Below are 15,497 nucleotides of genomic sequence, written 5' to 3' on the forward strand. Positions count from 1 at the left end.
AAAAGACTTCTAAAATCATAAATCGTTAATCTGTGTTCTGAAATCAAAAAATCCCCAAAAAAGATGATTGACGATTGACGATGAACGATTTGAGATCTACGAAGTTAAAGACCTCTAAAATCGTAAATCGTTAATCCGAAATCCGAAATCAAAAAACTTTGGCCTAAAAAATGATTGATGATTGACGATTAGCGATTTAAGATCTACGAAGTTAAAAGACTTCTAAAATCAAAAATCGTTAATCTGAAATCTGAATTCAAAAGAACCCAAAAAAGATGATTGACGATTAGCGATTTGAGATCTACGAAGTTAAAAAACTTCTAATATCGTAAATCATTAATCCGAAATCCGAAATCAAAAAACCTAAAAAGATGATTGACGATTGACGATTGACGATTTGAGATCTACGAAGTTGAAAAAACTTCTAAAATCTGAAATCGTTAATCCGAAAGCCAAAATCAAGGGCCTTTAGACCAAAACTGTTTTTTGCCAATTGAATTGAATTCCTCATTTTGCTTTGGCTCATTGAAAGCGCAACGAATAAAGATCGGCGTCCCTGAGAATAAAGCGCAGCCGGACAGGCCGGCCTTGCAAGGACGACAGATCGCGGCCGTTTTCCCACGTCACCGGGCGTGCGATGGCATCACCGAAAATGGGCGGGCAGTCCGCAAGGGCAAAGCCTGGCAGCGGATTGCCCGATTCATCCTGAATTTCCACGCGAATATCTCCGGCAGCAGAAGAAGAAAAATTGAGAACGAGTTTGCTGCCGGTAAAGATCAGGGGACGGGTAAGCAGTTCGCCGCCGCTCATGGGCGCGTGGACGGAGACAAATCCATCGATTCGCAGCGTGTAGCGGCGCAAGGCGCTGCCGGGATCGGTCCAGTAGCTTTCCGTGGCATAGAGGGAAAGCTCGTTTGGAGCACCCTCCATGGCAGATTTTGTCTCTACCAACTGCCAGGCGATATACTGCTGCCCGTAGTTCCAGGTTCCGGGACGCTCGATACCCGGACGCAAAAAGGCCTCATTCCAGCGCTTGAACAGCACACCATCCCGGCTAACCATAAACAGCGCCTCGGTCAGTGCCGTGCCGTAGCGCTCGCTTTTTTCAGCCCTCCATTCTCGCTGCTTCAGTTCAGGCAGAGCGCGCATGGATGCGGACCAACCCCGGTTGATGTAGCGCGTTGGAAAACCGATGAGCAAATACGGCGCACGGTAGTAGGGCTTAATTTGATTCGTGTACAGGTGTTCCTGCGGCGAATCGACGTACCGCAAATTGATCGGCTTGCTCCAGTGTAAAAAGTCCTTTGATGTGGCTGTGCGGATGGCGCGGACACCTTCGTAACGGGCATCGGGCGATTCCTTGCTAAAGTACCGCCAGTAGGCGCGATACTCGCCGTGCACAGAGTCCCAAAACGCCAGATTTTGGGAATCGAAAGCACCATCAGTAATCACCAGCGTATCGCACATCGGCGTCCAGTGGATGCCGTCGGGTGACTTAAAGGGAAGGAGACCCGGACCGCTTGTTGTGCTTGCACGGAAAAATGCTTTATAGCGCGCATCCGGAGAAGCATTGGGATTGGTGTCTTTGAACACGGCCGGATGTCCTGCATTGACGGTCACATTCCCAATTTTGTGACTGGTCATAACGATATTATTGGCCTTCGATCCCTGAAATTCATACAACCCCAACTTTGGTTTTCGCCAATGGATACCGTCATCACTTTCGGCATAGCAGCAAAACAAGGGGTGTGTGTTGCGCTTGTCCGTGGCAAAAATCTGCCACGCCTTGTAATACATGCGATAGATGTCGCCGTCCTTGAAAATGCTGTGATACCCACTGCCGGTACCCTCCCAGGGCGCATCGTGCACCAGAACGATTTCTCGCGGCGTCGGGTGGTGTAAACACAATTCGGCCCTGCCGCTCAAATGGTCAATCAGAAAATCGTCGACGAACAGTTCCAGGCGCGAACCGATAGTCACCGTTTTACGGGATGTCTCTGTTTGTGCAGCAGTCGCAGTCAATTGCAAAATCAGGACAATAACAGCGATTAAAAGATAAACAGTAATGATTTTTTTCATAACACTTTCTCAAAAAGAATAACCATTTCGGGGATTCGTTGAATCGGTTGCTTTCCCATTTTGCTTGCTTTCTTTAAACTTCTTGCCGTTTGTCACACCACAAACACCTCAATACCCGCTTGTTCCAGTTTCTGTATATCGCTCTTACCAAGTTCCCTGTCCGTAATAATTTTGTCCAGGACTGTTATGTCATTGACAACGGCGAGACTCCTTCGTCCAAATTTTGAGGAATCGGCCAGCAAAATTCTTTCCCGTGACGCCTTTATCATCTCATAAATTGTTCTGGCTTCGGAAACGCTTGGTGTCGTCAGACCATTTTCAAAATCAATGCTGTCGATGCCCATAAATAGCTTGTCAGCGGCAATGCTTTGAATCGTTTTGTCGGCCAACGGACCCAGCAATGTGAGGGAGTCCCGTTCCATTTCCCCACCCGTCAAGATGATTTTGTTGTTGCTTTTGGACAACTCAGAGGCGACATTCAGTGCATTGGTAATGACCGTAATTCCACTTTTGTTTTTCAGATGCCGAACAAATCGCAGCGTTGTTGAACCAGAATCCACAATGATGACATCGCCCCGTTTTACAAATCCCACGGCATATTGTGCAATGCGTTCTTTTTCTTCGGTTCGTATCTTTTCTTTTTCCGAGAGGGCCAGACCGGTAAACAAGGACTGATAACGGATGGCACCGCCGTGAACCCGCTTAACAAGACCCTGTTTTTCCAATATTTGCAGATCCCGCCTGATGGTCACGGCAGACGTTTTGAACAGGTCACACAAATCGCGAACAAAGACCCGCTTTCTCTCGTTGATGAGCTTCAGAATTTTTTGCTGTCGTTCTTCGGTAAAAATGATTCATTCCCTTTTCAAGAAAAGTTCCCTGCACAAGAATGAATGCGGATGGCTTTCTAATGAAAGATGAAATGGTTTCTTTAGCCTTCATCTGCTTTCGAATGAAACTAATGTACGAATGTTATTTGAAAAATGCAAGAAGGAATCTATTTTTTTCTCAGGAGAATAATTTACTGTTTTCCAGCCCTTGCCAAAACAGCAAAATAGTCCGATAATAATACGAAACGCTCCCGCTTATTTGCTCAAAATATCTTAAACCTGCACATCAAGTGATAAGAATGAAACGGTTTGCAAAACCTCAAATGGCAGGGGCAAATCGGTATGCCTGTATTTATATACTTGTATTTTCAAAAATTTCGTGATATATTTATGAAAAAATCATCGTATTCTTTTGAAATTAGTCATCATGATAAAAAAATATAGTTTTGCATTTTTGTTCATTATTTTATTTATGTTTGGCTGTTCCGAAAATCCTGAGCGGGATAATCCGCTTGATCCCCACTCCAATCTTTACAGGGGAACAGCGGCACTATCCGGGACGGTTTACACGGCCTATCCCCCCTTTCAGCCCATTCCCAATGTCCATATTTTAACGATTCCCGGATATCACGCGGCATTTAGTGAGGAAACGGGTAACTTCCACATATCCGATATCCCCATCGGAGAGTATAAAGTGATTGCCGCGAAAACCGGCTATTCTTCGGATACGTTGAGTGTACACATTTCCAATGAAAACGTGAACACCATCGATTTTCATTTGGATGCATTGCCCCAATTTTCGGAAATTGAGGTGTATTCCAACCATATCAGTCAGTGGTGGCCTACAAATGATATCTATTATCTTCAGGTCAGGGTCACCGTTTCTGATAAAGACGGCCTAAACGATATTTCGGCTGTGACCATTCACATACCCAAATTTAATTTTGTAGATACACTGCAAAGCAGCTCCACGCCCGGAATCTTCCAAGATGTTTATCGGGAAGATGATCTTCCAATTGCCCATATTCAGGGATTGGTAGGTTATCCGATCTATTTCAAAGCCTTTGATCGAAGCCGGCATTACGGAGTGTCGGAATCCTCTTACATAACCCGGGTCATTGAAGCAACCCCTGTTGCTTCTTCTCCCCAGGGTCTGGAATTTGCATCGCCGACACCTACGTTGAAATGGCAGGTTTCCTCCCTGCCCTACCCGCACAGCTTTACGGTTACGGTTTTTCGTGACGATGCCGGCGTAATTAGTACGGTCTGGGAAAAATCCGGCCTTAACTCAGAACGTCGTGAAATTTCGATTCAGGATTCCCTCCTCGTGGGAAATTACTTCTGGACAGTGAGTATTCTGGACAACTTTGGCAACAGGAGCCGCTCAAAAGAAGCGGCCTTTCGTGTAAAATAAAAAAGGAACTCTGCAGTTGCATACGGACAATTTTCAGGCACTCTACAGAATCAGTCAGGAAATCAATTCCATTCAGGATATTCACACCCTTTTCGAAAAGGTCATGGATATTGCGATGGAGGTTATTTCTGCTGAACGCGGATTCATTCTTCTGCTGACCAATGCAAAAAAATGGGAGTATCAGATTGCCGTTGCGCGCAACATCTCGAGACAAAATATTGATTCCATTGCCCAGATTTCGACGAGTGTGGTTCAACATGTTCTTAAACAAGAAAAACCCATTCTAACCTACGATGCCACCGAAGATGAGCGCTTTCAGAATTCTCAAAGTATCGTCTTCCACCACATCCGCTCGATTGCCTGCGTTCCGTTGAAATTAAAGAATAAATTGATCGGAACCATTTATGTGGACAGCCTGCAAACCAAAGGGAAATTCAATCAAGAAACTTTGGAGTTTCTAACCGCTTTTGCAAATCAGGCCGCCATTGCCATTGACAACACCCAGTTTCTGTATTCCCTGCAGGAAGAAAACTATCGGCTTCGAAACGAAATCGCCAATAAATACCAGTTTGATGAAATTGTTGGAAACAGTACCCAGATGCGGCAGCTATTTGATGTCATGAAAAGCGTCCTCAATGTGGACGCATCCGTATTAATAGAGGGGGAAAGCGGAACCGGCAAGGAATTGGTTGCTCGGGCCATTCATTACAACGGACACCGAAAGAATGGGCCGTTTGTTCCCGTTTTTTGCGGAGCCTTGTCGGAATCGCTTCTGGAAAGCGAATTATTCGGACACAAGAAGGGATCGTTTACGGGTGCCCGGGAAGATAAAAAGGGGCTCTTCGAAATAGCCAACGGGGGTACTCTTTTTCTGGATGAAATTACGGAAGTCAGTCTGGATATTCAAACAAAATTATTGCGCGTGCTGCAAGAACGGGAAATTAAGCGGGTTGGCGAAAACAGCACCCGGGCGATCGATGTCCGGATTATTGCAGCCACCAATAAAAATATTGCAACGGAAGTTAAAGAGGGGCGTTTCCGCCAGGATCTCTACTACAGGCTCAACGTGATTCTGATTAAAATCCCGCCCTTGCGTCAACGCCAATCGGATATTTTGCTTTTGGCCAACCATTTTGTTAAAAAATATTCCCGGGCAATGGGAATACGCCCCAAACATTTTTCGAAAGAGGCCGTTCAGGTCCTAAAAAACTATTCATGGCCGGGCAATGTTCGTGAATTGGAGAATACCATTGAAAGAGCCTTGATTCTGGGAAAAGACCCCGTAATCACGGTTCAGGACATTCAGCTTCCCCAACAAGAAGAGGATATTTTTACACCGAATCTCAGTTTAAAAGAATTTGAGAACCGCCTTATTCTTAAAACCCTGGATGAAACCGGTGGGAATATTACCAAAGCTGCGGAAAGTCTGGACGTCTCCCGCCGCTGGTTACACTATCGCCTGAAAGAAATAAAAAAAGATGTGTAATATTTCGGGATACAAAATCTTAGAAGAGCTTCATAAGACCGGGATTCATTCCGTTTACAGGGCCTATCAGCTCAGTTTGGAACGGGAGGTTCTGCTCAAGGTGCTTCATCCGCACATGTTGAATGAAAACGATATTATCGTTCGTTTTCGCAGGGAAGCCCATGCTTCTGCCAAACTCAAACATAAAAATATTGTTGATGTGTATGATTATGGCAGTACCGGTGAATGCCACTATATTGTGATGGAATTTGTGGATGGCATCAGCTTAAAAAGATTAATTGCTGAAAAAGGAAGATTGAGCCTCGATGAAGCGCTTTACATTTTCCGGCAAATTCTGGAAGGTCTGGACTATGCGCATAAACACGGCGTTTTGCACCGGGACATTAAACCGGACAACATTTTGATTTCGAATGAAAAGAGTGTGAAAATCACCGATTTTGGTTTGGCCACATTCACGGAGGCGCCCTCCGTTACAAACCAGGGAGATGTGCTGGGAACTCCTGCGTATATGTCACCGGAACAGGCCACAGGCCAGCCCGTTGACGGGCGATCTGATATTTTTTCTGCCGGGCTCACGTTTTATGAAATGCTGACCGGCAAACAGGCATTTGACGGAGCCAATTTTGCCCAGTGTATTTTTCAGATTATCAATGAACAGCCGAAGCCGATTCAAACCTACCGAAAAGATATTCCCAAACAACTGGATGCATTCCTGCAGAAAATGATCGCTAAAAATCCTGACGATCGATTTCATTCGGTCCGCGAGGCCTTGCGCGAACTGAATAATTTGACATCCATTTCCCATGCCGACCCCCAAAAGCCATCGACAGTCGAATCGCCTGCTTCAAACTCGACTCCTTTTTTTGCCTTTCCCCACGTGGTCGGATTTGCGTTCATTTTGCTTGTTTTGTCTCTGGCCCTGGTTTTTATGTTCCGAAGACATAAACCAACACCCACGATTTCCCCGGTTGAAAAATCTCATAGCGCAAATTATTCACACATGGATTCTGCCTTAACACGTGAGGCCCTTTTGACTGAAAAAACAAAACGTCCCAAACCGCTTCAGCGCACGGCAACAAAAGAAAATCCAAAAAAACAAGCAGTCAAAAAACATCTGACGACACAAGCACAACATCCCGAAACGGACACGTCCCATCAGATGGGATTTTTGACCATTCAATGCAGTCCGTGGGCCGAGGTATTTATCGATGGTAAACATCTGGGAACCACGCCGTCGGATACACTTTTTCGGGTGAAGGCAGGAAAACACATTTTGACACTTGTCAACCCGCATCTACCCGAATACAGGGACACACTCTTTATTCAAGGCAAAAATACAACCCATATTAAACTTTCTCTGCTCAAAAACATGGCCGAGCTGAGGGTCCGCGTCAATCCGTGGGCCAATATTTATATTAATGGGAAATATATCGATTCTACCCCATTGGCCAACCCCTTGCTGTTGAATGCCGGTCATTATAAGATTAGATTGGAAAACCCCAATTTTGGAAGCGTTATTCGGGAAATTGATTTAAAGCCGGGCGAACAAAAACAACTTACTGTTTCAATGAAAAAATAAACGACCATGAAAAACTCTCTGAGGATAAAATCTATCTGGCATATTATTTGTAGTCTTTTTGAAAAAAACGGTGAAGTTCCTTTATAATCATGGAAAAATTGATGCTTACTCTTAATCCACAAAAACCGTCGTTAAAATGGGTTTCTTTTGGTTATCTGGTATTTCAGCTCCTTCTTTTTGGGCAGACATTTCTTTTCGCTCAATGGAAAGAGGCGGCGCCCATGCCCGAAGGCCGCTCGGGTTTTGCCCTTGCCCGGTTGGACAATTATGTGTATATCATTGGAGGCAGCCATGGCGAAGACGAGGTGACGTCTTCCGTACTCCGCTACGATCTGGATCGTGACCGCTGGGACACGTCCGTTGCAAACTTACACAAAGCACGGGCCAACGCTGCCGTAGTCGTTGCTAACCATTCCATTTATGTCATTGGCGGCCGAAATGAAAATAACTCTCTGAAATCCGTTGAGAAATATTCCCCGGATCAGAATAAATGGGTCGAACTGGAGAGCCTGGCGCATGAGCGAGAGGCCGCTTCGGCCGCTTTTTTAGACGGTAAAATTTATGTTTTTGGCGGAAAAACTCAGGACAACCCAAATTCTCCGGCCGCAGAGAAAAGCATCGAAATTTACACCCTTTCAACAGGGCACTGGAGTATGATGCACAACCACCGCATGGCCTATCCGCGTTATGGGGCTCAAGCAATTGCTGCTCACAATAGAATTTACATTATGGGAGGATTTTACTTCTCTCCGGTTTCTTTGGTTGAATCCTTTATGCCGGAATCCGGCTGGCAGGAAGTTCAATCCCTTTCAATGCCACGCGCGCTTTTTGCGACAGCCGTGCTTAACGATACGGTTTATGTGATGGGCGGACAGGGAGTCTCCGGTATCTTAAATCAGAATGAAACATTTATTATCAATTATCAGGGTCATTCTGCATATCGTCCGCCTCCTCTGGATCCCCCGCGATACGATTTTTCAGGCGTAACCTATCATAATCGGGTTTACATTTTCGGCGGTCTTTCAACCGATACGGACAGCTCTCTTAAACTTGTGCAATATTGGGAACCTGTGGTGTCGGCAATTCATGACCATCTTTCAAATAAGCCGAACGCCTTTACCCTGTTTCCAAACTATCCCAATCCCTTTTCAACAACGACCACTATTCAGTTTTCGATTCGCGAAACTCTTGAAAGAGGCCGCCCGGCGGTTATTCAAATATTCAATGCGCTTGGCCAAAATGTGCGGACGCTTGTTCCACAAGCCTCACAGCCCGGCATGTATACCGTCCAATGGAATGGAAGGGATGCCGATGGTCACTTGCTTCCCAACGGCGTCTATATTTGCAGAATCGCGAGTCACGGACAAATAAAACAACAGAAATTAATTCTGGCGCGATAATTCCTATGAAAAAAACGACTCTGTTTTTCTTTTTTATCTTTCTTCTGTTTTTCTCGAGTTCACATGCGCAAAATAGGCCTTCTCAACCCTCGGTTCAGGAGATTATCAAAATCTATCAGAATTTCAATTATTTAGGCGTGGAATTGCTCAGCAAAAAGGCCCTTTCATCCCGCGAAAACTACTCGTTGGATGAATTATTGCAGATCCATTTATATTACGGATGTGCCGCATTTGCCAAAGGAGATACCGCAACGGCAAGATCCCAGTTTTATGCGCTGTTGTCAATCGATCCCGACTACAAATTGAGCCCTTTGCTCTTTTCTCCCAAAATACAAAAATTCTTCAATTCCGTTAAATCGGATTACCGGAAAAACAAAAAGAATTCTAAAACCTGGAATGATCGGTATATTTTTTATAAAGATAATCGATATCCAGCATTAAAGCGATCCATCTTGTTTCCCGGTTGGGGACAACACTATCTTGGGCAAAAGAAAAAAGGCCTCTTGCTCATGGGAAGCGAAATTTTTTCCCTGTCCGGTACGATTGCGTTTTATTTTTTAACCGCCCGAGCCCATCATAATTACCTCACGGCAAAACAACCCGATCGAATTGAAAGTAATTACCAAACCTATCAGCAGTTCTACCGTATCAGAAACACATTTACACTCCTCTCTGCTTCCGTATGGGTCTTTTCAGCCATGGATATTCTTCTGAAAAAAAAGCCCGTTCTGCAACCCTTTCATGAAAATCTATCCCTTAATTTTAGCACTCACCATCTCGTTGTGATTTCCTATCAACACAGGTTTTAACGATTCCTTGTGTGCATAATTTGCACATCGGTGTGAATTTTATGCGCTTTTTTCCCGTTGCCGCGGGACAACTACAGGCATTACTTCCCGATTCTCCCCTCTTGATTCAGTCAAGAATGTGCCCATTAATCGCTACTGTAACCTCACTGGCATATCCTTTGCACGAAGAAGATTTGAAATGCGACGTCGCGGTTGCAGTTAATCATTAAGATTATTTTATGAAGTGATGTAAAAAACGGAGGTTGTTATGGTACGTTCCAGAAATTCATTTCGGTTGTTGGTAAGCCTTTTGGCATTGTTCTTTTTTGGGAATCTGGCCTTTTCCCAGGGAAGGATGCCCGGTCCAAATTTTCCCTCTCATTTCACATTATCCATTCACCCCGATGAAAATGTGGAATTAGAGGTGGGCGACCAGGTCCTTCTTATGGCCACATTGAGAGACTCCAATCACCAAATCATTCAAACGGTTTTTGAATGGAGTTTGAGCGATACAAGCATTGGGGTATTGGATTCCACCGGCCTGTTTACAGCCATGCATGAAGGCAGTGGATATGTCAAAGTTTCCGCCCCTCAATTCAATCTTGCGGATTCGGTTTTTATTCAGATTAAGGCCGGTGAATCATCCGATGATGATGGAGACCATCCGCATCATAAAAAACATTCAGCTTCGCTTCGGATAAAAATTACACCGGATGAGGTCGAAATGGCTGTCGGCCAGAAGGTCACATTTCAGGTTGAAATAGTGGATTCCACCAATTCACCGGTCACTCTCCCCATTTCATGGCGCGTGATGGGCCAGCCCATCGGAACCGTGGACGATACCGGCACCTTTACGGCAACGGCTGATGGAAGAGGGTTTGTGGTGGCCTCTTCCGGAAACCTCAGCGTGCGTTCGCGAATAAAGGTTGGCGACGAAAATTCCAGGCATATGAGAAATCATGAAAAGGGAAAATGGCAGATTAAAATCACACCAGATGAAGCCAGACTGTCCATTGGAGACCAGGTTCAGTTTTCAGCATCCATTTATGACAGTACGGGTACCCCAGTGGACACAACCGTAACCTGGAAGCTGGATGGCTGGCCGATCGGAACAATCGATTCTACCGGTCTTTTCACGGCGACTGCGCTTGGAGCGGGCGTTGTCAGGGCTTATTTGGATGGCCATTACGGTGAAGCAGAAATAAAAGTCAGAAACAAACACAGTGAAGAACGCTGGCATCATTCCCGCGGCAACAGGGACTATTCCCTGAGCATCACCCCTGAAGACACACTGCTTCATGTCGGCGATACACTGCGCTTTGTAGCCACGTATTTTGATGCAAATGGCACACCCGTCGATACCCTGTTTACCTGGAAATTGCGGGGACAGGCCGTTGGCGTTCTGGACAGCACGGGGAATTTCATCGCCACTCAAACCGGTTTTGCCCTTGTTCGGGTTCGTGTGGGAAACCACAAAGCCGATGCCAGTGTGCAGGTACTTTCCGCCGCTTCCAATCCTGCGGATGTCGACACGATTTTGGTCAAAACCTGTCTGCCCAACGGATTTGAGCTTCCGGATTCAATGGCCATTCGGGAAGGAAGCATGATTAAATTTCGAGGATTTCCTTTCCCGTTTAATTTGCTGAACGGAGGTCTGCTGACCATCCCCAACGGGGCGCTGCATGAGAATATTACACTCACGATTTATATGCCTGATTTCGCCGCGATCGATTCGAATCATGTTGACTTCAAAGAAAAGATACTGAATGCCATTAATTTTGAGGTCTCCGTAAACAATCAGGCCATTCATCCCTATTATTTTGATAAGCCTCTCAAGCTGTCATTGCCTTACCGACCCCAATTATTGGATTCGCTTGGAATGACGATTGACGATTTGGGAATGTTCTTCTATTCCGGTTCAGATTACGACTCATCCGGTGTGTCCAACGTGGTTCTCGATTCAACCAATCATCGGATTTTTGCCGATGTCTATCACTTTTCCACGTTGGTCTTGTCCAGTGGCAGCGTTCTGACATCCACTTCGCAAGGCGGCTTGAATAACCGGGTCCCGACCCAATTAGAGCTCTATCAAAATTATCCAAACCCCTTTAATCCGGTAACGTCTATCTCTTACGCTCTGCCGATGAATAGCCATGTAACGGTCCGGGTATTCAATATGCTTGGGCAAGAGATCAAAACACTGATCAATCAAAAACAAACAGCCGGTGTGCATACGATTCAGTGGAATGGAACAGACAAATATGGAATGAAAGTCGGATCGGGAATTTACTTCTATCAAATCCAAAGTGACCGGCTGTCCATTGTCAAAAAGATGATTCTAATGAAATAGGATCAATTAGAGGTCTGAACCCTGCTCGGGGTTCAGACCCATTTTTATTTCGAAAGGAAGTAAAAAATGACCACAATTAATCTGGATGCCTATCATAAATTTATTTTTTCTCCCGGAAAAGGTAAGATATGCCCCTTTTGCCAGGGAACAGGAATAGATTGGAAATACCGCCTTTGCATAAATTGTGGAGGAAAAGGATACGTTCTTGAGAAACGTCCGGTATTCGCCAATAAATGTCTGCCTGACAACACGGCCCAAAGCGCCATCCGGAATTACCCCGACCTGAATTTTTTGAGCTCGTTTCAACAGCATTATTCGTATTGAACGACTGAAACGGGAAATGATCTGTTTCCTATCGGAATCAATAAATTCAACTAAATCGCCGCATTCACTATCTCACCCATCTTTCCTCAGCTTCTGCACAACTCTTCCAATCCCTTCGTACAAAGCAGGGATACTATTCAAACTGAAAAAAATCCCCGTGATCATGCCGCCAATCAGTGTAATGGCAAAGGGCTGGTGGATTTTTGAACCGATTCCCATTCCGATGGCGGCCGGCAGTAACCCAAAAATAGTGGTAAGACCCGTCATTAGAATCGGGCGTGTGCGAATGTGAACGGCCTCCAGCAAGGCTTCCCGGACGGGCATTTTCTCGGATTCTTGCAATCGGTTCGCCATATCAATCAGCACAATGGCATTGTTGACAGAAACGCCCACCAATGTGAGCAACCCAATCGCCACCGAAAGATTGAGTGATTGGCGGGTAATCAGCAGTGCGATGAACACACCGATAAAATCAAGCGGGATTTTCAACAGAATCACAAAGGGCTGCCAGAATGACTGAAACTGAAGGTAGAGAACCAGATACACCAGCAAAATCGCCGCCAGAATCACCCAGGCAAATTGCTGGACGCTTTGAATAAGGGTCTGGTACTGTCCCCGAATATCGATGGTGTAACCGGCGGGCAAATGAATCCGGGACATCTTTTCTTTTAATTGTCTCACCACACCGAAAATATTCCCCCGAATCCCGGCAACCAACGTCACGTCCCGCTGTGAATTTAGGTGCGTAATGGACGGCAGCGTATTCTGATAGCTGATTCTGGCCAATTTTTCCAAAGGAAGGGTTCGGCCATTTTTTACCTGAATGGGGAGGGTTTTTAAATCCGTTAAATTTTTGCGCTCGTCTTTCGGCAGTCGCAAAAAAATGGCAACCGGTGCTTGCTCTTTAATGAAATACGAGATAATTTCACCCCGAAAAGACAGAGCCATCTGGCTTAGAACATCCTCAGCCGTGACACCAAAACGCGCCAATTGGGGACGTCGGGGAATTACCTCAATTTGCGGAACTTCAAATTTCGCATTATTGACCAGGTCATGAATGCCGGGGACGGTTCCGGCTGCTTTCTCCACCTGTTTTGAAAGAGCAACAAGGGAATCCAGATTATCCCCCTGAATGGAAATTCCAAAAAAGGCCGGAAGTCCACTGAAGCTTTCATCAATATTCTCCTGCGTGGGCTGGTGATACAGACAAACAATGCCCTCTATTCCCGAAAACTTTTGTCGAAATTGCTCCAAGAGCTCATCCGCGCTGTACCTGCGATGGGCTTTGTCCCTTAACTTCATTCGCAGTTCTCCCCGGTTTACCCCTTCGATGTAATAGGTGTTTTCCGGGGAGCCGATCTTCAGGTAAACATTCTTTACGTCGGGTACCGTGAGTGCCTCGCGACTGAGTTGTTCCCCTACCCGGTAAGACTCCTTCAAAGAAACTCCCGGACGCATGACATACTCAATCAGAAGCGTCCCCTCATCAATCGCCGGCAGAAATCCCACCGAATTCAACAAGAGAACCAGAAGGAGCAATCCCACAAAAGCCATCGCGAGGCTCCCGAAAAGAAGCTTTTTCCGATTCATGGCCACGCGAAAAAGCGAATCATTCCCATGAATAAACCGTTTGAGCAACCGGGGCATGTCCTTCTTTTTCGCCGCCTGCCCATGCCGCCATTGCATAAGAGCGGGAATCAGGGTCAGCGACAAAATGAGCGATGCCAGAAGGGCGAAACTGATTGTCATTCCAAAGGGCAAAACAAGCTGACGCAAAAATCCGGTCAGAAAAAGGAGCGGCAGAAAGACAATCATTGTGGTGAGGGTTCCGCTCACATCCGGCCCAAGAATCTGGCGTGTGCCGTCTAAAATGGCCTGATTCAACGGAAGTCCGAGTTCCTGGTGGCGTTCAATGTTTTCCATGACAATGACGGAATCGTCCACTACCATTCCGATGGAAAGGGTCAGCGCCGCCAGCGTCATCATGTTGAGTGAATAACCGGAAAAAAACATGAGTATGGCCGCAGACAAGAGTGCCAATGGGATCGTAAGCGAAACCACAAGCGTTGGGTACCACCGGCGGAGAAAAATAAACAACACAAAAATAGCCAGGATGGCCCCCATTCCCATTTCATTTTTGACGCCGGCCATCGACTCATTTAGGATTTCCGACTGGTCGTAAAACTTCTGGATTCGGGAACCGGCGGGAAGCACCGAGAGGGTCTCACGGATTTTTTTATCCACTTTACGGGCGATGCTCGGGGCACTGGTTCCGAGCGTCTTTTGGATCATAATTGCAACGGCTGGCTGATGGCCGCTGCGAATCACGTAATGCTCGGGGATGTGCCCTTTGCGCACAGTGGCCACGTCTTTCAGAAAAATCGGAGGTTGATTCGGCTGCGATCGGACCGGGAGAAAACGCAGGTCATTGAGAGACTGCACCTGTCCGTTTCCGCGAACAGGAATATCCAGGTGATTCTCTTCCAGATAACGACCGCTCAGGGTGACGTTACTGGCCAGAAGGAGTTTTTTCAGGTCGAGCAAACTGAGTCCCAGTTGTTTCAAACGGGCCAGATTGGGTTCAACCACAAACGCGGGGCGTTCGCCTCCCATCACATCAATTCGCGAGATTCCTTGAATGCTCCGCAAAGCGGGAACCAGGCGATACTCCACAGCCTGACGAAGAACCGTCTGAGGCACGCGGGAATTGACAATGGTGTAGCCTACAATCTGTTGCATCCGGCTGCCCAGATTATCGATGAGAGGATGGGTCCCGGCAGGCAGCCTGCCACTGAGCCGGGAAAGGGCTGCCGAGATCAGCTGCCGGGCAGACAGGAGATCGTACCGCTGGCCTAATTCCACCGTCACCTGCGAAACGCCCATGGCCGAAATGGAAGAGGTTCGACGAACCCCTCGAATGGATTGCACGGCCCCTTCGATCGGACGCGTGACCAGGAGCTCCACATCCTCCGGGGATGCGCCGGGGTATTGGGTCACGATATTGACAAGCGGGTAATTCAAGCCGGGAAAAAATTCCACCGGCATCTTGACCAACGCCCACCCCCCGGCAATTATCAGAAAAACAATCAATAATACGGTGTAAGCGGGTTGTTTGAGAAATTTTTCGTACACAGTCATTTATTCGAAATCCTCTGATTAAGCCATAAGTTTCAAGCAGGCAGCTGACCATCCCCGACCTCCCCTATAAATCCCCTCCTTGGCAAGGAGGGGATTGGGATTTTCCCTG

The 15,497-nt window shown here is 46.4% G+C and carries 9 protein-coding genes; 6 read left to right on the top strand and 3 right to left on the bottom strand.

The features are described 5' to 3' along the window. Positions 1–522 precede the first annotated feature (522 nt). On the bottom strand, positions 523–1,980 hold the full coding sequence (locus tag GXO76_00260; GenBank protein NOY76275.1) for a glycoside hydrolase family 43 protein: 1,458 nt from the start codon (positions 1,978–1,980) through the stop codon (positions 523–525). Between the two features lie 191 nt (positions 1,981–2,171). Further along, a complete protein-coding gene (locus tag GXO76_00265; protein ID NOY76276.1) occupies positions 2,172–2,831 on the bottom strand; it encodes a DeoR/GlpR transcriptional regulator in 660 nt (219 codons plus the stop codon). Positions 2,832–3,336: 505 nt separating this feature from the next. On the opposite strand from GXO76_00265, the gene GXO76_00270 reads away from it, so the two are divergent. From GXO76_00270 to GXO76_00295, 6 genes are all read left to right on the top strand, one after another. Next, entirely contained in the window at positions 3,337–4,323 is a 987-nt protein-coding gene (locus tag GXO76_00270) for a carboxypeptidase regulatory-like domain-containing protein (GenBank protein ID NOY76277.1), read from the top strand. Positions 4,324–4,426: 103 nt separating this feature from the next. Continuing rightward, complete coding sequence (locus GXO76_00275) at positions 4,427–5,809, top strand: sigma-54-dependent Fis family transcriptional regulator (protein NOY76278.1); 1,383 nt, start codon at positions 4,427–4,429, stop codon at positions 5,807–5,809. Continuing rightward, a complete protein-coding gene (locus GXO76_00280; protein NOY76279.1) occupies positions 5,802–7,388 on the top strand; it encodes a protein kinase in 1,587 nt (528 codons plus the stop codon). Before GXO76_00275 ends, GXO76_00280 begins: the two co-directional genes overlap by 8 nt. 89 nt (positions 7,389–7,477) lie before the next feature. Next, complete coding sequence (locus GXO76_00285) at positions 7,478–8,788, top strand: T9SS type A sorting domain-containing protein (GenBank protein NOY76280.1); 1,311 nt, start codon at positions 7,478–7,480, stop codon at positions 8,786–8,788. Between the two features lie 5 nt (positions 8,789–8,793). Continuing rightward, the gene (locus GXO76_00290; GenBank protein ID NOY76281.1) at positions 8,794–9,597 is read left to right on the top strand and encodes a hypothetical protein; all 804 of its coding nucleotides are present in this window, start codon (positions 8,794–8,796) and stop codon (positions 9,595–9,597) included. 247 nt (positions 9,598–9,844) lie between these two features. Continuing rightward, positions 9,845–11,926 carry a T9SS type A sorting domain-containing protein gene (locus GXO76_00295; protein NOY76282.1) on the top strand — a complete coding sequence of 694 codons (2,082 nt, stop codon included), beginning with the start codon at positions 9,845–9,847 and terminating at the stop codon, positions 11,924–11,926. A 396-nt stretch (positions 11,927–12,322) separates the two neighbouring features. Here the strand turns inward: GXO76_00295 and GXO76_00300 are convergent, their stop codons facing one another. Then, on the bottom strand, positions 12,323–15,388 hold the full coding sequence (locus GXO76_00300) for an efflux RND transporter permease subunit (protein NOY76283.1): 3,066 nt from the start codon (positions 15,386–15,388) through the stop codon (positions 12,323–12,325). Between the last annotated feature and the right edge of the window lie 109 nt (positions 15,389–15,497).

It is taken from the genome of Calditrichota bacterium, assembly GCA_013151735.1.
Classification (GTDB): Bacteria; Zhuqueibacterota; JdFR-76; order JdFR-76; family BMS3Abin05; genus BMS3Abin05.

Coding starts and splice junctions, on each gene's coding strand:
- GXO76_00295 (NOY76282.1), top strand. CDS start 9,845: ATGGTACGTTCCAGAAATTCATTTCGGTTGTTGGTAAGCCTTTTGGCA.
- GXO76_00275 (NOY76278.1), top strand. CDS start 4,427: ATGGATATTGCGATGGAGGTTATTTCTGCTGAACGCGGATTCATTCTT.
- GXO76_00285 (NOY76280.1), top strand. CDS start 7,478: ATGGAAAAATTGATGCTTACTCTTAATCCACAAAAACCGTCGTTAAAA.
- GXO76_00300 (NOY76283.1), bottom strand. CDS start 15,388: ATGACTGTGTACGAAAAATTTCTCAAACAACCCGCTTACACCGTATTA.
- GXO76_00270 (NOY76277.1), top strand. CDS start 3,337: ATGATAAAAAAATATAGTTTTGCATTTTTGTTCATTATTTTATTTATG.
- GXO76_00280 (NOY76279.1), top strand. CDS start 5,802: ATGTGTAATATTTCGGGATACAAAATCTTAGAAGAGCTTCATAAGACC.
- GXO76_00290 (NOY76281.1), top strand. CDS start 8,794: ATGAAAAAAACGACTCTGTTTTTCTTTTTTATCTTTCTTCTGTTTTTC.